Source organism: Nesterenkonia sp. YGD6 (genome assembly GCF_022565895.1).
Classification (GTDB): Bacteria; Actinomycetota; Actinomycetes; order Actinomycetales; family Micrococcaceae; genus Nesterenkonia.
On record NZ_JAJOYY010000006.1, the window covers coordinates 26,459 to 45,723 of the forward strand.

Genomic DNA, 19,265 nt, shown 5'->3' on the forward strand with positions numbered 1-19,265 from the left:
CAGCCGGGAGATCACGGGCCAGTGGCCTCGCCGGTCTGTGCGGAGATCAGCCGGCGTGCTGTTCGCAGGTCTGGACTGAACGCGGACAGCTGCGCCACCAGGTCATCGGCCGCAGCGTTGAGGTCATCTGCTGTGATCGGGTCGAGTCCATCCAAGATGAACAGGGCGCTGGTGGTGTCGGCGGTGAGTTGGGTGCGTCGGCTCTGCCGCCAGTTCCAGCGCCGGCAGGTCACACCCTCCTCGTCGCACCAGACGACTTCACCGGGCTTGGGGTATTCGACCCCAGGCTCACCCTGGGCCATGATTTCGAAGGGCTCTTCGCCTGTGGCGCGGACGAGGCGGGGCGCTCCCGTGTAGCCGGAGAGATCCTCGCCACCCAGGGGGATCTGATGCGCCACGGAGACGGCGTTGTAGATATCGGTGAGTCGATTCACCCGGGGGAGTCCTTCTGCGCTGCGGCGCAGCAGTGCTTCGAGGCTGTTGCGGGTCTTCTGTGGCTTAGTGCCGAAGGAGCGGTAGGCCTCACGCCAGGATGCGACACGGGGAAGCTCCTCGACAGGCTGTTCGGCCAGGGCTTCGGTAGCTGCTTGTTCGGCGCGGCCGAGCAGACCTTCACTGTGCTCGTCGGAGTCTCCGGGCACGATGCCGTCGACCACGAGCAGAACCGCTTGATAGTCGGGGTGCAGCTCGAAGATGGCCGCATCCACCCAGGCGGCGGGGAGGAGGTTCTCGTAGTTGTCGAAGTCAGGCATGGGTGTCTTTCTCGCGGTGGGCCGGGGTCCGGCCTGGTTCGAACACGGTCAGGGTGAAACGTGCCGGGTGTGGGTGGGGGTTCATATAGGCGTGGGGCACATCGCCGGGGAAGACCAAGGCGTCACCGGTGGCCAGTTCCTGCAGCTCACCACCGACATCGACGACGATCGAACCTTCTAGCACCTGGAGCAGCTCCTTGGTGCCCGGGGTGTGGGCGGCGCTGGAATGCTCTTCCTGAGGATGGAGGCTCCAGTCCCACATATCCAGCACATTGGGGGAGTCCACGGAGGCCACCAGCACGCCCTGGCCCCCGTGGTCTCCGGACCAGAGCACCGCGCCGTCTCCGTTCCGGGTGATGCGGGTGCCGCTGGGATTTGGAGGCGCGACCAGCACCGGCAGGCCCACGTCGAGGGCGTCACTGAGTTTCAGCAGGATGCCCACACTGGGGTTCGCGGTGCCTTGTTCGACGTTGATCAGCATGCGACGACTCACCGAGGAGGCCTCTGCGAGTTCATCCAGCGTCCAGCCGCGCCCGAGCCTTTCGTGGCGGACCCGGACCCCGATAGCGGCCGAGAGAGAGTCCTTGTTCGATTCCATGAGAAGCACTATAGTGCACTCTCGGGACTTCGTTCGAATGAAGAGTCCACATTTTTGCAAGACCCACCGCAGAAGATCGGCCGCGTGTCGGCGGCAGCGTCGAACCACGATGCGCCATGGTGCACCCGGTGCCACGGGGTCAGCGTGTGCGTGGCCCCCCACCCGAGCAGTTCCACCCGATGATCGGAGTACCGATGTTTACCGGCCTCAGTGCATTCCCCCACACCCCTCTGCGTGATGACGCCTTCGACGAGCCCGCCTACGCCCGTCTGATCGAACGGCTGAGCCAAGCAGGAGTCGACTCGATCACCGCGCTGGGCTCGACCGGTTCCTACATGTACCTCGACCGTGAAGAGCGGCGTCGAGCCGCGCAGACGGCGGTGCAGCACGCCGGGGAGGTGCCGGTGATGGTGGGCATCGGGGCGCTGCGCACCTCCCAGGTTCACCGGCTCGCCGAGGACGCGCAGAACGCCGGCGCCAGTGCCGTCCTGCTGGCCCCGGTCACCTACCAGGGGCTCAGAGATGACGAGGTCTTCGGTCTCTTCGAAGACGTCACCGCAGCGTTGTCTGTCCCGCTGGTGGTCTATGACAACCCCGGCACCACCCATGTGAACTTCACCGATGAGCTCTACGCCCGGGTCGCTGCCCTGCCTCAGGTCGCGTCGATCAAGATCCCCGGCGTCCCCGCGGAGCCCGACGCAGCGGCTGCACGCGTGCAGACGATCCGTGAGCACATACCGGAGACGGTGACGATCGGTGTTTCCGGCGACGACGCCGCGGCCACCGGCCTCAATGCCGGCTGTGACGCCTGGTACTCCGTCATCGGCGGCACGTTGCCAGCGCCCGCGTTGACGATCACCCGGGCCGCGCTTGCCGGGGACCACGCGGGGGCGTTGGCAGAATCGGCCCGTCTAGAACCGCTCTGGGCACTCTTCGCTGAACACGGCAGCTATCGAGTCACCGCCGCGATCGCTGAGCATCTGGGTCTGTTCGCAGTCGATTCTCTTCCTCGCCCGGTGCAGGGTCTTGGAGGCGCCGATCGGGCGCGCGTCGCGCAGGTCCTCGCCGAGCTGGACCTGGCCCAGTGATGCATGCCTGAGAATGACAACGCACCCCCAGCGGAGGATCCCCGCCACCGATGGGGGCTGAGCCGGTATGTCGCCGCAGCGACCCTGGCCCGCGCAGCAGACAGAGGCGCAGTCGTCGGGATCGTCCTCGTCGTCACCACCAGCGGAGCACCGGGGTGGCTGGCTGGGCTGCTCGGCGCCAGCATCACCGCCCTGCATCTGCTCGGTCCGTTCATCGCCCGCCGACTCGATACCGCCCACGACGGCCGACATGTCATCGCCGCCGCCTGCCTGATCCACGGCGCCACACTGGCCGCCGCCGTGCTGCTCTACCCGGCCGTATGGAGCATGCTGACCGCGGCGCTGCTGCGCGTGTCTGGGCTTTTCGGTCCGTTCCTGACCGGTGGGATCAGCAGCCGGCTGCCTGGGATCGTGGGTACGGATCTCCACAGTTAACGACGCGCGCAGGGCTAGGTGAACCGCACTGGGATTGATGGAGACTGTGGTCTGCGTCGGGTAATTGTCACGGGCGGTCACGATGTTTGACGCAGCGCCTGGGGTTGCAGAAAACTCGCGGTGCGGAACGAGAAGAGCGCTTAGCGGGCAACCTGAACCGGAACTCCCGTCTCCAACGATCGCTGGGCGGCGTCGGCCACTCGGGAGGCATCTACGGCCTCATCAGCCGCGCAAGGATTCTCCCGTTCTCCGCGGATCAGCTGGACGAAGGATCGCATCTCCTCGCGGTAGGCCTCCGCAAAGCGTTGGTGGAATGTACGATGCGTGGGACCGGCTGGATAAACGAAGTCTGTTTCTGCGCTGCTGCCTGCGTAGCTGGAATCCAGCCCTGCCTGGATAGTCCCCTTCGATCCATGTAGCTCAAGGCGCACATCATGTCCGGCCCCGTTGTAGCGAGTAGCTGAGACCGTGGCTACCGTACCGTCGTCGAAGGTGGCCAATGCGACGGCAGAGTCGACGTCACCGACCGCACCGATGGTCGGGTCACCATTGTTGGACCCCCTGGCATAGATTTCGACGATCTGCCGCCCGGTAATCCACTGCAGAATGTCGAAGTCGTGGACGGAGCAGTCCCGGAAGAGCCCACCGGAGGTTGCCAAGAAGTCGGTTGGGGGTGGAAACATGTCACCGGTCAGCGCACGTATTGTGTGGAGCCAGCCAAGTTCCCCGGAACGGAACGCTCGTCTAGCCTCTAAGTATCCAACATCGAGGCGACGTTGGTGTCCGATCTGAACCGTGGCACCCAGGCGTTGAATTTCCTCGAGTACCGGTCGTGAAGCTTCAACGGACTCGGCCACCGGCTTCTCGCAGAAGACTGGAACCCCAGCGTTGATGGCGCGCAAGATCAGCGGAGCGTGCTGTTGGGTGCCCACTGCGATGACCACGCCGTCCGGTTGTTGGGCGAAGAGCTCCTCGGTGTCTTCCACCGCTCTGCAGCCAAGGTTTGCGGCAATCTGGTTAGCCCTCGCGGTGTCGAAATCGGTGATTACTAGATCGACATCATGGCTAACCAGAGCCTGCAAATTGGTCGCGTGCATGGCCCCGATGCGTCCGACACCGATCAGTCCTACAGTGGTAGTCATGAATTCTTTCTCCTTTGACATTCATTCTGCTCAGACTTAGGACAGCAAGTCCCGTTGAATGAACGGGATTCTGTAATACGCGGAGAAGGTGCCGGTACCTGAGTCATTGGATCGTCTTTCAGTCATGCCTGCGGGGCCACGTTGGAACCCGTGCCACAAAAAGTCTGGGACTGTGTCGAGCACCAATCTTCCTCAAACTTCTCTTATTGTTAATGCAATTGTGGCTCGATGGCGTTGTCCGGGAAATTGGGAGCGAGGGTCTCCTTGCTGGTTGCTCATACCAACGCCCCGCCCTGCACCGCAACGTCAGTCGAGCCTTGGTCCTTCCATGCCTGGTTTGTGGCAGTTACGGGGACTTTTGCCTTTACTTGCAACACTTTGAAGGGGAGTTAGCCGCCTGTAAGGCTGGAGATTGAACCGCATGACCTTCAAGTGGAGTGCCTTTCACAGGATCTGTCCGTCTGGTTGCGGGTGCCGACGCTGGCCGTGGGCCACCACGATGGCCTGATCAGAAGCATGTCGAGTTGCTCAATCGCAAGAAGTGGCGGACCAGGGTCGAGCTGGCGAACGGAATCTTCGAATCCATCGAGGTGTTCTACAACCGCCGACGCCGCCACTCCGGCCTCGCTGACGCCACACCGCATGACTACGACCTCGCCCACACTATTCAACCGCTCACCACCGGAAGCTAGTTAGAGCGAGTGGAAACCAAACCATGGGGCACGTCACTTCGGCCCGAACGCTTAGAGCTCTCCTGTGAGGAACTGTGCCCTGCCATTGCCGAAGGACCAGTCCGCAGCCTCGTTTTCGGCGACCGAGACGATCAGATCCTGGGGGCTGGTCCCACAGTTTTCTTGAAGCCGAGTCGCGAGAAGTCGATAGAGTTTCTCCTTTGCTTCCGCGGGACGTTGCCGGCTGATGAAACGAAGAACGGTGAGTGCCTGACTGCGTTCGATTCCCAGTCCAGTGTCCAGGGCGATCATCTCGTTCGGGTCGTGCTGAGTCAGGATCTGGTATCGGTCTGTGTCGGGAACTTCCAGGGCTTCGACCATCGCTGAGTGCACGGAGTCCAACAGCACCTGAAGCTCTCCAGGGGTGCGCCCGCGAATGACATCGATATTGATCAGTGGCATAAGAATCCTTAAGAGGAGTATCCACGCACAGAGGTGTCCGGCGCGTTGTGGCGAGGATGGTCGAGTTAGCCTTTCTAGGAGTCGTGCTGGGGCGCGGCGTATGGCGGTGATAGCTAGGGGGGGAACACGCGTCTTCGCGGAGAGCCACGCCTAAACCGTGGTGAAGCGCGCCTTAGCACGCCTGTGGGCCGGAGCATCAGCAGCCCCGGCCCACAGGTCCGCGATTAATGTTCCGTAGCTCCTGTGGGAAGCGACTTTTCCATGTCCCTCTGAACCTGACGCATCTCACTCGTGAGCCCGTCCAGTTGTTCCAGTTCATGTGTCAGTTCCATGAGTTCTGCGCCGCCGGCCATCTGGGCGGTCAGATCTTCGATCCTGATGTTGTCCTTCCGGTGGTAACCGATGGACTTTCCACGCTTCAGGACCATGAATCGGTCACCCACCGGGAAGGCGTGGTGAGGGTTGTGGGTGATGAAGACGACGCCCAGTCCGCGGGCCTTGGCCTGCATGATGTAGCGAAGTACCACCCCAGACTGTTTAACGCCTAGCGCAGCGGTCGGCTCGTCAAGGATCAGGACTTTTGCTCCGAAGTAGACAGCTCTCGCGATGGCGACACATTGCCGTTCGCCTCCGGAGAGAGTCCCGATCGGCTGGTCCACGTCGCGAAGGTCGATGCCCATCTCAAAGAGTTCTTCTTTGGCGATTCGCTTCATGGTCTTCACATCGAGCCGTTGGAAGGGCCCAACCCCTCGGCTGATCTCCGAGCCGAGGAAGAAGTTGCGCCACACCGGCATCAGGGGGACCACCGCCAGATCCTGATAGACCGTGGCGATGCCTGCGTTGAGCGCATCGCGTGGTGAATTGAATTGACGCTCCTCGCCGGCGATTCGCATGATTCCATCGGTGTGCTGGTGGAGTCCGGCGATAATCTTGATCAGAGTCGACTTGCCTGCGCCGTTGTCGCCGAGCACGCACGTGACGAGTCCGGCGTGGACGTCCATCGTCACGTCCGTCAGCGCGATCACATTGCCGTACCGCTTACCTGCCTTCTCGAGCTCGATCAGTGGGCTGGACGTGGCCCGTGAGCTGTCTCCCGCTGAATGGGGAGAGGCTGCTGTCAGTGCGCTCTTAGCGGTGTTGTCCGTATTCTCAGTCATCATCTCGCTCCTAACTCTTCTCGAACCGACGACGGACGACCAGGTTGACGATGGTGGCCAACAGCAGCATCAGTCCGAGGAAGAAACGGAACCAGTCGGGGTTCCACTCTGCGTAGATGATGCCCCGGGAGGCCATTCCGAAGATCAATGCGCCTAGAGCGCCGCCGATCGCTGAGCCATAACCACCGGTCAGCAGGCACCCTCCGATGACGGCGCCGATGATGTACAGGAACTCGTTGCCGATGCCTTCACCGGACTGCACGGAGTTGAAGGCAAACAGCAGGTGCATGCCCAAGACCCAGGCGCAGAATCCGACTCCCATGAAGAGTCCGATCTTCGTGGCTGTCACGGGTACGCCGACTGCTCGCGCGGCGTTTGGGTCTCCGCCGACCGCGAAAATCCAGTTGCCGACCTGCGTCCGCAGCAGGATGAACGTCGCTATCGCCACTAGGAGTATCCAGTAGACGATCGTGATCCTGATGTTCAATCCGAATATCGAGAACGAGGACGCGAAGACGGAGCGAGCGGACTCGAATCCATCCATGTTCGAGATCGATGGTGTCGCCACCGTGCCGCCGATGATGCGAGTCAGGGCGAGATTCAATCCGGTGAGCATCAGGAACATCGCCAGCGTGACGACGAAGCTGGGGAGTTTGGTCTTGATGAAGATGAGCCCGTTGATGAGACCGATGCCCAGCGAGGCAATGAGTGCGATTGCAACTCCGACCCAGACGTTCGTCGCGAAATGCCAACTGAAGAGCGAGGCCATCAGTGCAGATGACACCACTGCCACGCCGGTGGACAGATCGAATTCTCCACCGATCATGAGCAGCGAGACGCCGACGACCATGATCCCAATGGTGGATGCACCATAGAGGACAGTGGAGATACCTGCGGCCGTGGTGAACGGAGGCGCCACTGCCGTGAAGAACATGAACACGGCCAAGGCGCCGATCGCAGCCCCCACTTCTGGGCGGGACATGAGCTGAGCCAGGCGTCCCTTGGTGGATACCCGCTCGTCTACGGTGTTGCCTTCGTCGCTGCTTGGGAGGTTGACCTCTTTGGCGGAAGTGATGGTTCCCTCGGTGGGTGCCGCGCTCATCGCAGTCCCTCATCGGCGAAGGACTGGACGGCCTCGGCATTCTCAGCGTCGATGATCGCCGGTCCGGTCAAGACGGGAAGTCCTCCACCGGGCTCGAAGGCGCCGTAGTGGTGCAGCCAGAGCGTGTCGACAGAGAGATATCCCTGCAGCCAGGGCTGCTGGTCAACCGCAAACATCAGATTGTCATCCAGCACGGCCTGCACGATTGTGGCGTTGAGGTCGAAGCTCGCCACTTCGATCTCTGAGCCCGAGCTCTCGACCACATCAAGAATCGTTTCGGTGAACGGGCCGCCTAGGCCCACGATGGCGTCAGCATCAGGAGTGGTCTGTAGCTTTGCCTCAACCGTTGAAGACACCTGCGTCATGTCGGTGCCCTCGACGTAGAGGATCTCGGTTTCTGGGACGTGTTCCGCGATCCCCGCGCATCGATTCTCGAGTCCGACGTGCCCCTGTTCCTGAATGACGCAGATCGTATGCTCGATTCCCTCGTCGGCGAGTCGCTGCCCGAGTGCCTCACCTGCGACATTCTCATCCTGGCCGAAGTGGCTCAGCACCCCGGCGTCAAAAGCCTCTTCCTCACCGGCATTGAGGGAGACGACGGGGATGCCCGCCTCCGTCGCGCTTTGGACGTTGGGCGTCATGGCCTCTGGTTTCGCCATGGTGACGGCGATTCCGTCGGCTCCGGCATCGATGGCTGACTGGATGAGCTCCGCCTGCTGAGCTCCTTCAACGTGGTTGTTGTAGACCAGGTTGATGTTCTTCTGAGCGGCCGCCTCTTCAGCGCCGGCTCGGACGTAGTCCCAGAACGTGTCTCCGTCTGCCGCGTGGGTGATCAGGTAGTAGGTCTGCTCTTCAGTGTCCACGCCCCCGCCCCGGTCGGAGGTGTCGGCTGCTTCAGTGCGTCCGCCTCCTTCGGAGCAGGCGGTGAGCATCAGGGCGGCGGCCCCGAGGACCGCGGTGGTGCGCAGCAGGGTTGACCGACGGGCGGAAGGGTGCGAGTGCTTTTCCATGGTGTCTCCTTTGACGGCGCCAACTGGAGTCCGTGTGCAGTTGGTTGACACACATCATGGCGTGATTGGAATCACATTGTCAATAGTATGTCTTGACATTCGCACAAATCTTTTTTGGGGTAACTCAGGGCGTCCTGTGACAAGACCGTCGTTTCGCATAGAACTGGCCCGTCCTCAATGGAGCGGGCCAGTTCTACGTGCTGTCAGGAGGTCAGTCGGATGCAACCTGTTCGCTGGTGAACGGCAGGCGCGGGTCGATGTCGGACTCGTTCCAGGTCTTTCGGATCCAGCCGTGGTGCGGATCATCACTGATCAGCCATTGTCGGACTGGGCCGGGTCCGGCCATGACATTCAGGTAGTACATGTCGTGTCCCGGAGGAGTCATGGCTGGGCCGTGCCAACCGTAGGGGACGAGGACGACGTCGCCGCTGCGCACCTCCGCGGTGACGTCCATCGGACGGTCATCTGAGGCGTAGACGCGCTGGTAGCCGATGACGTCTGGCCCGCCGTCCTCCAATGGGGGCACGGGGGAGTCCGCTGAGGCCTGCATCTCGAAGTAGTAGATCTCTTCCAGCGAGGTCTCCCCGTCCTTCTCCTCGTCGTGCTTGTGTGGCGGGTAGGACGACCAGTTTCCGGCAGGGGTCAACACCTCGCACACGATGAAGCGATCCGCCTCCAACGCGGCGGGGGTTCCGAAGTTGTGGACCTGTCGAGAAGCCGCTCCAGCCCCGCGCAGTTCAAGTGGAATCTCGGCCCGAGAAATGTGGCGTACCGGGTACTCGGTTCCGGCCGGCGCAGAGGCGACGGCGACGCGCCCACCCTCGGGGGACCTGATGCTCAGAGCCTTGTTGATGCCCGTGTAGAGGACGTCAGTCGGACCCTGAAAAACCGAGGCGCGTCCCGCCAACGAGTAGCTGGAGCCGTCAACGTCCACCTCGAATGACCCGGCGAGCGGAATCACGATGCGTTCCTCGGCCTGTGCGTCCAAATCTACCGATGCTCCCGGTGAGAGGGTGGTCACGCGAAGACCTGTGTGGGCCCAGCCGGGCGGCGTCGCGGCGGAGTCGGGGGTGCCCAGATTGACGGTCCAACCCTGACTCCGGACAGATCCTGAAGGGTGGAACCACGGGTCCTCTGTTGGGTCTCTCCGTGTCACCTGTGTTGCATCGGTCATGGGTGGTCTGCCTTTCTGTCGGGTGGCGCTGTCTCGTCAGGAAAGAGATCGGTAGAAGTCGTCAGCTCACGAGCGTGATGTCGAAGGAATATCTGTCTGCTCGATAGACGTGGTGTCCGTATTCGATGGGGGATCCGCTGCCGTCCAGGGCGGTCCTACTCATCACGACTAGAGCGGACCCAGGGTCCATGTCCAGGAGCGAGCTCTGATCCTTGTCAGCGACCATGGCTCCGACAGTCTGGTGGGCCATCCGAAAGTCGACACCGGATCGCCGGAGGATGTTGTAAAGTCCGTCGCGCTCGAGCTCCTCGATCGATAGCTCGGCCACGGCGAGGGGAACCCAGTTCTCCATCAATGCCAGTGGCCGTCCGTCCACAGAACGAAGCCGGCGCACGTGGTAGACCTCCGCCGCGGACTTGAGGCCTAGCTTCTCTTGCAGGAAGTCATCACTGGTCACGACGTCGAGTCCCAGCACGGTCGTCTGCGGTGTGGACCCTTCAGCCTGAAGGTCGTTGTACAAGCTGGACAGCTTCAGATTGCGACGGACCTGTGGTCCGACCACCTGGGTGCCGACTCCGCGCTGCCGCACGACGAGCCCCTCACGGACCAAGTGGTCCATGGCCTGTCGCATCGTGGGCCGTGAGAGGTTGTAGCGCTTGGCGAGAGCGATCTCGTTCTCAAGCTTTGTCTCGGGCGGCAGGTCGCCTTCACGTATCGCCTTCTCGAAGGCAGAGGCCACCTGATGGTAGAGCGGCACGGGGGAGGAACGGTCTATGGCGATGTCTAGAGTCGACACGTCGGTCTCCTTCGTTACAATGTCAGCTTGTCAGGACATTATACCAATTCAAGCTGTGCGTCGAGGGTGTCCAGCCCCGGGGTTCCCAGTGGCAGGCTTCCGGTGCATCGGTGGAGTCATGCTGCATATGGCCCATCCTGGGGCCTATGGCGAATTTTCCAGTCCGCCCGTGCTTCTCTGTCTCTGTCAGCGCATGGACCCATTGTTCCCAATGTCAATTGTCTTGACAACAGGACATCAAGGGTGAAGAGTGGTCTACGACACATCCGCCGTAGTGCCTGCAGCTTGCAGGACTATCCGCAAGGAGGATCCATGACGAAGCCACTTCGCAGCGCACCAGAGTCAGCGCAAGACGGAACGGCAGCGCCCCTGTTCATTGGGACGGCCCCAGATTCTTGGGGAGTCTGGTTCCCAGATGATGCCCAGCAGACGCCCTGGAGTCGTTTTCTGGATGAAGCGGCGGAAGCCGGTTACCACTACATCGAACTGGGCCCCTACGGGTATCTCCCAACGGATCCCGAGAAGCTGAAGGCGGAACTCGCTTCACGCGATTTGGTCGTCAGCGCCGGGACGGTGTTCACCGGTTTTCACCGCACCGACCCCGCTGAGCGCGACGCGGTGTGGAAACAGGTTCACGAGGTCGCTGAACTGACCGCCGCGGTAGGGGGCGAGCACATCGTCGTGATCCCAGCCATGTGGCGAGATGACGTCTCCGGAGAAGCAGTGGAGAACGAGCACCTGACCGAGGACCAGTGGCAGAACCTCTTCGACGGGCACAACGAGCTAGGGCGTGTCCTGCAGGAGCAGTATGGACTGAAGCAGCAGTTCCACTCTCACGCCGACTCTCACGTGTGCACTCAGCAGCAGATCGAGAGATTCCTGCAAGGCACTGACCCGGAGCTGGTGACCTTGTGTCTCGACACAGGGCACGCAGAATACGGGGGAGCCTCGTCAGCGAAGATCATTCGCGAGCACCCAGAACGGGTGGGGTATCTGCATCTGAAGCAGATCGATCCCAAGGTCATGGAGACCGTTCGTCAGAACGACCTCACCTGGGCCGCGGCGAACAAGGCCGGAGTGATGGTCGAGCCCCCCGGCGGTCTGCCCGACCTCGCTGGAGTCATCGACGAACTGGAAAAGCTCGATCGCAGTCTCTACTGCATCGTCGAGCAGGACATGTACCCAGTCGCATCTTTCGATGTGCCGCTGCCCATCGCCACCCGGACCCGCCGCTATCTCTGTGGCTGCGGCTCCCGCACCCGAATTCGCTGAGGAGAGTCAGATGAGCTACGACGTCATCACCACCGGGCGCATCAGCGTGGACATCTACCCCAATGACATCGGGGTGGGCCTCGCTGATGTCCAGACCTTCGGAAAATACCTGGGGGGTTCCCCCTCGAATGTCGCCGTCGCGGCCGCGAGACATGGTCGACGGACCGCGGTCATCACACGAACAGGTGAAGACCCGTTCGGTGACTTCCTGAGAACCGAGCTCGTTCGCTATGGAGTTGACGCCCAGTGGGCGACAGCGGTGCCCGGACTGCTGACACCCGTGACGTTCTGCGCGATCCAGCCCCCTGAAGACTTCCCGCTCTACTTCTACGGCCGCACACCGACGGCGCCTGACTGGGAGATCAAACGCGACGAGGTGGACTACGTAGCCGTCCGCGAAGCCTCCGTCTTCTGGTCCACCTTGACAGGGATGGTGGGCGAGGCGTCCCGCGAAGCGCAGATCGCTATGCACGAGGCGCGCCCCAGGGACGGCCTCACCGCAGACCAGCACACCATCCTCGACCTCGACTATCGACCTATGTTCTGGGAGTCCAAAGAACAGGCTCGCGAGCAGGTCCAGCAGCTGCTGTCCTATGTCACCGTGGCGGTGGGCAACTCCGAGGAATGCTCAGTGGCAGTGGGGGAGGGAACTGCCGACGAACAGGCTGACCGGCTCCTGGAGGCCGGGGTCAAGCTCGCGGTGGTGAAGCTCGGGCCCGAGGGTGTCATGGCAGCGACCCGCGAAGAGCGCGTGATCTCCGCGCCGCTGCCGGTCGAAACCGTCAATGGGCTGGGCGCCGGGGACTCCTTCGGCGGCGCCCTCTGCCACGGCCTGCTTGCCGGATGGCCGCTGGAGAACGTCCTGGACTTCGCCAACGCTGCCGGAGCGCACGTGGCGACCAAGATCGCCTGCTCAGAAGCCATGCCCACCACCGAGGAGCTGGTCGCGATGCTTCTCGATCGAGGTCGCGGTGTGCCGTCAAACGCCACTGCGCGAGGATAGGAGCACTGCCTTGATTTTCGAGGACATCACATTCAGCGAACCGGGCGATGACAGTCCGAACCGATACGAAGCACTCACTCGGATCCGGTTGGAAGATCCAGACGCGGTGTTGCGGGCGGGTCGCAGCAGGCGCCGTCACCCGGGTCTGGTCTACGGCCGGCAAAGCTTCATCATCGCGGCGGACCACCCGGCTCGCGGAGCACTCGCGGTCAAAGGGAATGCCCAAGCCATGGCCGACCGCCGGTCCCTGCTGGATCGGCTGCGCACCGCTCTAGCAAACCCCAAGGTCGATGGCATCCTCGCATCTCCAGATGTCCTCGATGATCTGATGCTGCTTGGCGCGCTGGAGGGAAAGCTCGTCTTCGGCTCCATGAACCGAGGGGGCCTGACAGGGCTGGTCAACGAGATCGACGACCGCTTCACCGGTCACACAGCCCAGGCCCTGGCAGAGATCGGCGCCGACGGCGGCAAGATGCTGACCCGAATCGCCTTCGACTCCGAACACACCACCTCAGTTCTCCAGAACACGGCCGAAGCGATCGACTCGCTGCACGAGCGCGGACTCATCGCCATGGTCGAACCATTCATCTCGACCAGCAGCGGCGATCGCGTCAGCAACGTGCTCACCGCCGATGCGGTCATCCAATCGGTCGGCATCGCCCAAGGTCTGGGTGCCCGTTCTGCGCGCACCTGGATGAAGCTGCCTGTGGTCCCAGACATGGAACGAGTCATGGCCGCGACGACCCTTCCCACCGTGCTGTTGGGCGGAGAGCCGGCGGGCAAGACCCATGAGGTCTTGGAATCCTGGCGCAACGCACTGGCGCTGCCCGGGGTCCAGGGCCTGACCGTCGGACGAACCCTGCTGTACCCCGACGACGGTGACGTCGCCTCAGCAGTGGAGACCGCGGCCTCGCTGCTTCGCCACCACAATCAGGAGAAATGATGAGCACACGCACCCTCAGCGTCGCCCAGGCGACCGTGGAGTTTCTCGCAAACCAGTGGACCGTCGACGTGGTCGACGGCGAACGGAGCGAGGTCCGCACGATTCCTGGAATGCACGGGATCTTCGGCCATGGAAATCTCGCCGGGGTCGGACAGGCGCTCAAGCAGTCGCAGGTCAAGGCCCCAGGGCTGATGCCTTATTTCCAGGGCCGCAACGAGCAGGGACTCGTGCACCAAGCAGTTGGCTATGCCCGGCACACGCGCAGGCGCCAGACCTTCGCAGTGACCGCCTCGATCGGCCCAGGCTCAACCAACATGGCGACCGGTGCGGCACTTGCCACCACCAACCGGCTGCCCGCCCTGCTGTTCGCTTCGGATGAGTTCGCTACGCGTGCCTCCGATCCGGTCCTGCAACAGCTGGAGCTGCCTCACTCCTATGACGTCACCTGCGCGGACATCTTCCGACCGATCAGCCGCTACTTCGACCGCGTGCAGCGACCCGAACAGCTGTTCTCCGCGCTGCTCAATGGGATGCGCGTGCTGATGGACCCCGCCGAGACCGGAGCCGTCACGATCTCGCTGCCTCAGGACGTGCAGGCTGAGCGAGTAGTGGTGCCCGACGCTTTCCTTGCGCCGCGCCAATGGCGGATTCGCCGACCGGAGCCGGAAGACGTTGACATCGCGGCGGCACTCGATGTGATCCGAGATGCCAAGCAGCCGCTGATCATCGCGGGTGGCGGGGTGCACTATGCGTTTGCCACCGAGAAGCTGCGTGCCCTCGCCGAAGCCACTGGGATCCCGGTCTCCTATACTCAGGCCGGTGTGGGAAGCATGGACTGGGATCACGAGCTGTGCCTTGGGGCGCTCGGCTCGACCGGGTCGACGGCGTCGAATGCCTACGCCAAGGACGCGGATGTCGTCATCGGCATCGGCACCCGTTATGAGGACTTCACCACGGCCTCGATGACCGTCTTCCAGAACTCCGCGGTGCGGTTCGTCAACGTCAACATCACCAGTATGGACGCCTATAAGCTCGGCGCTTCGGTACAGATCGTCGCCGATGCTGGGAAGACCATTCCGTACCTCCAGTCGGGTCTGACCAGCGCCGGGTATCGAGTGCCAGAACCCACCGCTGATCTGATCCGTTCGGAACGCGCGCGCTGGAACGCCGCCGTCGACGAGTCCTTCAGCATCCGTAATGAACCGCTTCCCGCGCAGACCGAGATCATCGGGACCGTGAACGAGGCCATGGATGATCAAGACGTCGTGATCTGTGCGGCGGGATCGCTTCCAGGGGATCTGCACAAGCTCTGGAGGGTCAAGGATTCCCACGGCTATCACGTGGAGTACGCCTTCTCCTGCATGGGCTATGAGATTGCCGGCGGGCTCGGAGTCAAGCGCGCCACCATGGCCGAGGCTGTGGCGGCCGGCCGTGACCCGGAAGACGGTCGCGACGTCGTCGTCATGGTCGGTGATGGCTCCTATCTGATGATGCACACCGAACTGGTCACCGCCGTGGCCGAGCGGATCAAGCTGATCGTAGTGCTGCTGCAGAACCACGGCTATGCCTCCATAGGCTCCCTCTCAGAGTCCCTGGGCTCCCAGCGCTTCGGCACGAAGTACCGGTACCTGGAGGAAGAGACCCACAACTTCGAAGAGGGAGACCCTCTCCCGGTGGACATCGCCGCCAACGCTGAATCCCTCGGGGTCAAGGTCATCCGAGTCGAACCCGGCAAGAGCTCGATCGATGACCTCGCACGGGCCGTCGCCGAAGCCAAGGCGCTGCCGGCGAGCTCGGGGCCGGTCATGATCCACATCAATTCGGACCTGTACCTCGACGCCCCGGACTCTGAGTCCTGGTGGGACGTGCCCGTCGCGTCGACCTCCGAGCTCGAGTCCACCCAGACCGCCTACACCACCTACGCAGACCACAAATCCCGGCAGCGCCTCCTGCTGGGAGAGGAGAGGAAGAACGCATGAGCATCACCGAGATCAACCACTGGCTCAACGGCGGCGAAGCTGCCGGCCACGGATCAGCCCGCCAGGACGTCTTCAACCCAGCCACCGGCCAGGTAAGCGGCAGCCTGCATCTGGGTGACGCCGAAGACCTGCAGAAGACCCTGGAGGCTGCCCGCGCCGCCGCCGATGTATGGGGTGAGACGTCTCTGTCCAAGCGGATGGCCGTGCTCTTCAAATTCCGCGAACTGGTCCATGCGCACACCCAGGACCTGGCCGCGCTCATCACTGCCGAGCACGGCAAGGTGCTCTCCGATGCCGCCGGTGAAGTGGGGCGGGGACTCGAGGTTGTGGAGTTCGCCTGCGCCATGCCGCAGACGCTCAAAGGCGAGTACACCGACCAGATCGCCACCGGAATCGACGTCTATTCCTTCCGCCAGCCTGTCGGAGTGGTGGCTGGCATCACCCCATTCAACTTCCCGGTCATGGTGCCGCTGTGGATGGCCCCGCTGGCGATCGCGACCGGCAATGCCTTCGTGCTCAAGCCCTCGGAGCGCGACCCCTCAGCCTCGATGTTACTGGCCAAGCTCTGGAAAGACGCAGGCCTCCCCGATGGAGTCTTCCAGGTGCTCCACGGCGACAAGGAGATCGTCAACGGCCTGCTGACCCACGACCTCGTCGACGCCATCTCCTTCGTGGGATCGACGCCAATCGCCAAGCATGTCCATGAGACTGCGACGCGCCACGGCAAACGCGTCCAGGCACTTGGTGGAGCGAAGAACCACGCCGTGGTGATGCCGGACGCCGACCTCGACCTGGCGGCCGATCACCTCTCCGCCGCCGCCTTCGGCTCAGCCGGGGAACGCTGCATGGCGATCTCCGTCGCGGTCGCGGTCGGTGACGCGGCGGACAAGCTGGTAGCCAATGTGGGCGACCGCGCCCGAGCCATCACGGTGGGCAATGGAACCCAGGACGGTGTCGACATGGGTCCGGTGATCACGCCAGCATCGAAGGAGCGTGTGCTTCGAATCGTCACGGAGGCTGAGCAGGACGGCGCCGTCGTCGTCGTCGATGGCCGAGACCTCGCTGTCGAGGGCCATGCCGAGGGATTCTTCGTCGGTCCTACTGTGCTGGACCGGGTCAAAGACACCATGACCGCGTATGAGGAAGAGATCTTCGGCCCAGTGCTCGCAGTGGTCCGGGTCGAGACGCTCGAAGATGCCATTCGGGTGATCAACGCCAACCCATACGGCAACGGCACAGCGATCTTCACCGCGTCTGGGCATGCCGCGCGGACCTTCCAGCGCCAGGTCACCGTCGGAATGATCGGCGTCAACGTGCCCGTGCCGGTTCCCGCTGCGCAGCACTCCTTCGGCGGATGGAAAGACTCGTTGTTCGGTGATCTCCACATCTACGGCCCCGACGGCGTCCGCTTCTACACCCGCGGCAAGGTCATCACCCAGCGGTGGCCCGCAGAGAACGACATCTCCGGAGCATCGATGAACTTCCCGTCGAACGCCTGACAACTCACGATGGATCTGCCCGGGACCAGGTATCTGGCCCCGGGCAGACCTGTGTACGGGTGAGGCTCTTAGCTCCATGTTGACCAGTCGTCCTAATGTCTGGACAAAGTCTGTGATGCGCACTACAGTGAGGGCAGTCACATTGTCCGAACTGACAGGAACCGCAGCATCATGACAACTCAGGATCTCCGAGTCGCCGTAGTAGGCACAGGACTCATGGGAACAGATCACGTCCAGCGACTCACACGCCACACCATTGGCGCCCATGTGAGCGCTGTGGTCGACATCGATGCAGAGCGGGCACGAGCGGCCGCGGAGGTGGCCGACCAGGCCCTGACCTTCACCAGCGTGGAGTCACTCATCTCCGCGGATGCCGCCGACGCCGTGGTCCTCGCCACGCCAGGCTTTCTTCACGAGGAGGCGCTGTTCAAGCTCCTGGAGGCCCGGATTCCGGTCATGTGTGAGAAGCCACTGACGCCGGATCCCGCTTCCTCGCTGCGAGTCGTGGAAGCGGAGGTGGAGATCGGCAAGCGCCTCATTCAGGTGGGCTTCATGCGTCGATTCGACGCGGGTTACCGTCATCTCAAAGAGATCATCGACGCTGGCACCTATGGTGAACTGCTGATGCTGCATCACCAGCACCGCAATGCGACTGTGCCTGCGACCTTCTCGGAAGAGATGCTGATCCATGATTCCGTAGTCCATGAATTCGATGCGGTCAGGTTCTTCTCTGGAGAGGAGATTGCCAACGTGGGGGTCCGGAGGGGGCGTAGGAGCAAGCATGGATCGGATCTGCTCAGTGACCCTCAGCTGGTCACGATGCAGACCACCTCAGGTCTCCTTGCCGACGTCGAGATCTTCGTCAATGCCCAGCTGGGCTACCAGGTCCTGACTCAGGCGGTGTTTGAAGAAGGCGTCGTGAAGATCGGTGAATCAGCACAGTCCACCGTCGTCTCGGCGGCCTCGAGCGGCAGTGCAATCGACCGTACTTTCCACACTCGATTCGTCGATGCCTATGACACTGAGATTCAGCAATGGGTCGACTCTGTGCTAACGCAGACACCGACCGGGCCATCCGCGTGGGATGGATACGCCACCGCGGCGGTCTGTGGTGCAGGAGTCGAAGCTCAGCAGAACGGCGGTCTTTCCGACGTCACGATGGCCGCCAAGCCAGATCTCTACTCCTGACCGGCTCGACCTCGAGGAGACCCATGAAATACACGTTTGACCCCGTTCCCTTCCACCACACGAATTCCCTGCTGGAGTTCCCTCGCGTGGCAGCGGATTTCGGTTTCGAGTGGATCCAGATGACGCCGCATCCCGACTTCATCCCGTTCTTCTCCCATCCCCGAGCTGATGATGACCTCGTTCGGGCCCTAGGCAAGGCCTGCGAGAGTGCCGGTGTGGGAATCTCATCGATCCTGCCGGTCCAGCGATGGTCTTCACCCGATGACAATCTGCGTCAAGCAGCAGTGCGCAATTGGAAACGCGCCATCCAGATCGCTGTCGATCTAGGGGTGGACCAGATGAACACTGAGTTCTCAGGGCGCCCAGAGAAGCCGGAGGAGTCGGAGGCATCCTTTTACCGCTCGATGGAGGAACTGGTTCCGATCATCGAACGCGAAGGCATCAATATCGCCATCGACCCCCACCCTGATGACTTCGTCGAACGTGGAACCGATGCGTGGCGAATCATTCGCGGAGTGAACTCCAAGAACCTCAGCTTCGTCTACGTGGCCGCCCACTCGTTCCATATGCAGGACCCGATGGACGAAATTCTTGACCTCGTGCAGGACCGGCTGCGTGTCGTGCACGTCGCAGACACCTTCGACCATCGCCGATCCGGCGGCTTGCGCTACATCACCAACCCGCCCGAAACCGCTGCGCGGGTGCACCAGCACATGAAGATCGGGGACGGAGATGTCGACTGGGACAACTTCTACTCCGAGCTCAATCGCAACGGTTTCCTGAACCGTGACGACTCAGTCATGGTCACCAGCGTATTTTCCGAGCATGAGAATCACGAAGAGGTCACCCGCTACCAATTGAAGGAGATGCGCTCCCGAGCCGAAGCTGCTCGTCGCTGACGAGCATGAGCGCGGCCTCATCAGGAATCACTGACGATTCAACGTAGAACTGACCGAGAGATAAGGACAGACAGATTTCTGTAACTAGCACGCCC

Annotated in this window: 18 protein-coding genes and 1 pseudogene; 10 read left to right on the forward strand and 9 right to left on the reverse strand. The window is 62.4% G+C overall.

Annotation, left to right across the window (positions count from 1 at the left end):
* Nucleotides 1-11: 11 nt before the first annotated feature.
* Both LTI14_RS10660 and LTI14_RS10665 read right to left on the reverse strand, forming a co-directional pair.
* Nucleotides 12-752: a B3/B4 domain-containing protein gene (locus LTI14_RS10660; RefSeq protein ID WP_241476492.1), complete on the reverse strand. Its 741-nt coding sequence runs from the start codon at nucleotides 750-752 to the stop codon at nucleotides 12-14.
* A complete protein-coding gene (locus LTI14_RS10665; protein ID WP_241476493.1) occupies nucleotides 745-1,350 on the reverse strand; it encodes a helix-turn-helix domain-containing protein in 606 nt (201 codons plus the stop codon). The genes LTI14_RS10660 and LTI14_RS10665 overlap by 8 nt, the downstream gene beginning before the upstream one ends.
* Nucleotides 1,351-1,544: 194 nt before the next feature.
* On the opposite strand from LTI14_RS10665, the gene LTI14_RS10670 reads away from it, so the two are divergent.
* Nucleotides 1,545-2,438, forward strand: a complete 894-nt coding sequence (locus LTI14_RS10670) for a dihydrodipicolinate synthase family protein (RefSeq protein ID WP_241476494.1) — start codon at nucleotides 1,545-1,547, stop codon at nucleotides 2,436-2,438.
* A gap of 3 nt (nucleotides 2,439-2,441) precedes the next feature.
* Nucleotides 2,442-2,873 (forward strand): hypothetical protein, encoded by a 432-nt coding sequence (locus LTI14_RS10675; protein WP_241476495.1) that lies wholly within the window; start codon nucleotides 2,442-2,444, stop codon nucleotides 2,871-2,873.
* 140 nt (nucleotides 2,874-3,013) lie between these two features.
* Here LTI14_RS10675 and LTI14_RS10680 read toward each other — a convergent pair whose 3' ends face one another.
* Complete coding sequence (locus LTI14_RS10680; RefSeq protein ID WP_241476496.1) at nucleotides 3,014-4,015, reverse strand: Gfo/Idh/MocA family protein; 1,002 nt, start codon at nucleotides 4,013-4,015, stop codon at nucleotides 3,014-3,016.
* Nucleotides 4,016-4,533: 518 nt separating this feature from the next.
* Between LTI14_RS10680 and LTI14_RS10685 the strand changes: the two are divergent.
* Nucleotides 4,534-4,707 (forward strand): annotated as a pseudogene (locus LTI14_RS10685) (IS3 family transposase); the annotation flags it as partial.
* 51 nt (nucleotides 4,708-4,758) lie between these two features.
* Here the strand turns inward: LTI14_RS10685 and LTI14_RS10690 are convergent.
* The 6 genes from LTI14_RS10690 to LTI14_RS10715 form a co-directional block, all read right to left on the reverse strand.
* Complete coding sequence (locus tag LTI14_RS10690; RefSeq protein ID WP_241476497.1) at nucleotides 4,759-5,148, reverse strand: tautomerase family protein; 390 nt, start codon at nucleotides 5,146-5,148, stop codon at nucleotides 4,759-4,761.
* Nucleotides 5,149-5,372: 224 nt separating this feature from the next.
* Entirely contained in the window at nucleotides 5,373-6,308 is a 936-nt protein-coding gene (locus LTI14_RS10695) for an ATP-binding cassette domain-containing protein (RefSeq protein ID WP_446740390.1), read from the reverse strand.
* A 7-nt stretch (nucleotides 6,309-6,315) separates the two neighbouring features.
* Nucleotides 6,316-7,287, reverse strand: coding sequence for an ABC transporter permease (locus tag LTI14_RS10700; protein ID WP_241470667.1), 972 nt, complete (start codon nucleotides 7,285-7,287; stop codon nucleotides 6,316-6,318).
* 116 nt (nucleotides 7,288-7,403) lie between these two features.
* Nucleotides 7,404-8,417 carry a substrate-binding domain-containing protein gene (locus LTI14_RS10705; protein WP_241470454.1) on the reverse strand — a complete coding sequence of 338 codons (1,014 nt, stop codon included), beginning with the start codon at nucleotides 8,415-8,417 and terminating at the stop codon, nucleotides 7,404-7,406.
* Between the two features lie 211 nt (nucleotides 8,418-8,628).
* Complete coding sequence (gene iolB, locus LTI14_RS10710) at nucleotides 8,629-9,591, reverse strand: 5-deoxy-glucuronate isomerase (protein ID WP_446740391.1); 963 nt, start codon at nucleotides 9,589-9,591, stop codon at nucleotides 8,629-8,631.
* 61 nt (nucleotides 9,592-9,652) lie between these two features.
* The gene (locus tag LTI14_RS10715) at nucleotides 9,653-10,387 is read right to left on the reverse strand and encodes a GntR family transcriptional regulator (RefSeq protein WP_241476499.1); all 735 of its coding nucleotides are present in this window, start codon (nucleotides 10,385-10,387) and stop codon (nucleotides 9,653-9,655) included.
* Nucleotides 10,388-10,699: 312 nt separating this feature from the next.
* On the opposite strand from LTI14_RS10715, the gene LTI14_RS10720 reads away from it, so the two are divergent.
* The 7 genes from LTI14_RS10720 to LTI14_RS10750 all read left to right on the forward strand — a co-directional run bounded on the left by LTI14_RS10720 (nucleotide 10,700) and on the right by LTI14_RS10750 (nucleotide 19,170).
* Nucleotides 10,700-11,659, forward strand: a complete 960-nt coding sequence (locus LTI14_RS10720) for a sugar phosphate isomerase/epimerase family protein (RefSeq protein ID WP_241476594.1) — start codon at nucleotides 10,700-10,702, stop codon at nucleotides 11,657-11,659.
* Nucleotides 11,660-11,669: 10 nt separating this feature from the next.
* A complete protein-coding gene (gene iolC / locus LTI14_RS10725; RefSeq protein ID WP_241476500.1) occupies nucleotides 11,670-12,662 on the forward strand; it encodes a 5-dehydro-2-deoxygluconokinase in 993 nt (330 codons plus the stop codon).
* Between the two features lie 10 nt (nucleotides 12,663-12,672).
* Nucleotides 12,673-13,605 (forward strand): Cgl0159 family (beta/alpha)8-fold protein, encoded by a 933-nt coding sequence (locus tag LTI14_RS10730; RefSeq protein WP_241476501.1) that lies wholly within the window; start codon nucleotides 12,673-12,675, stop codon nucleotides 13,603-13,605.
* Nucleotides 13,605-15,584 carry a 3D-(3,5/4)-trihydroxycyclohexane-1,2-dione acylhydrolase (decyclizing) gene (gene iolD / locus LTI14_RS10735; protein WP_241476502.1) on the forward strand — a complete coding sequence of 660 codons (1,980 nt, stop codon included), beginning with the start codon at nucleotides 13,605-13,607 and terminating at the stop codon, nucleotides 15,582-15,584. Before LTI14_RS10730 ends, iolD begins: the two co-directional genes overlap by 1 nt.
* Nucleotides 15,581-17,083: a CoA-acylating methylmalonate-semialdehyde dehydrogenase gene (locus tag LTI14_RS10740; RefSeq protein ID WP_241476503.1), complete on the forward strand. Its 1,503-nt coding sequence runs from the start codon at nucleotides 15,581-15,583 to the stop codon at nucleotides 17,081-17,083. Before iolD ends, LTI14_RS10740 begins: the two co-directional genes overlap by 4 nt.
* Before the next feature lie 171 nt (nucleotides 17,084-17,254).
* Complete coding sequence (locus LTI14_RS10745) at nucleotides 17,255-18,271, forward strand: Gfo/Idh/MocA family protein (protein WP_241470446.1); 1,017 nt, start codon at nucleotides 17,255-17,257, stop codon at nucleotides 18,269-18,271.
* 23 nt (nucleotides 18,272-18,294) lie between these two features.
* Nucleotides 18,295-19,170 carry a sugar phosphate isomerase/epimerase family protein gene (locus LTI14_RS10750; protein ID WP_241476504.1) on the forward strand — a complete coding sequence of 292 codons (876 nt, stop codon included), beginning with the start codon at nucleotides 18,295-18,297 and terminating at the stop codon, nucleotides 19,168-19,170.
* Nucleotides 19,171-19,265: the final 95 nt, after the last annotated feature.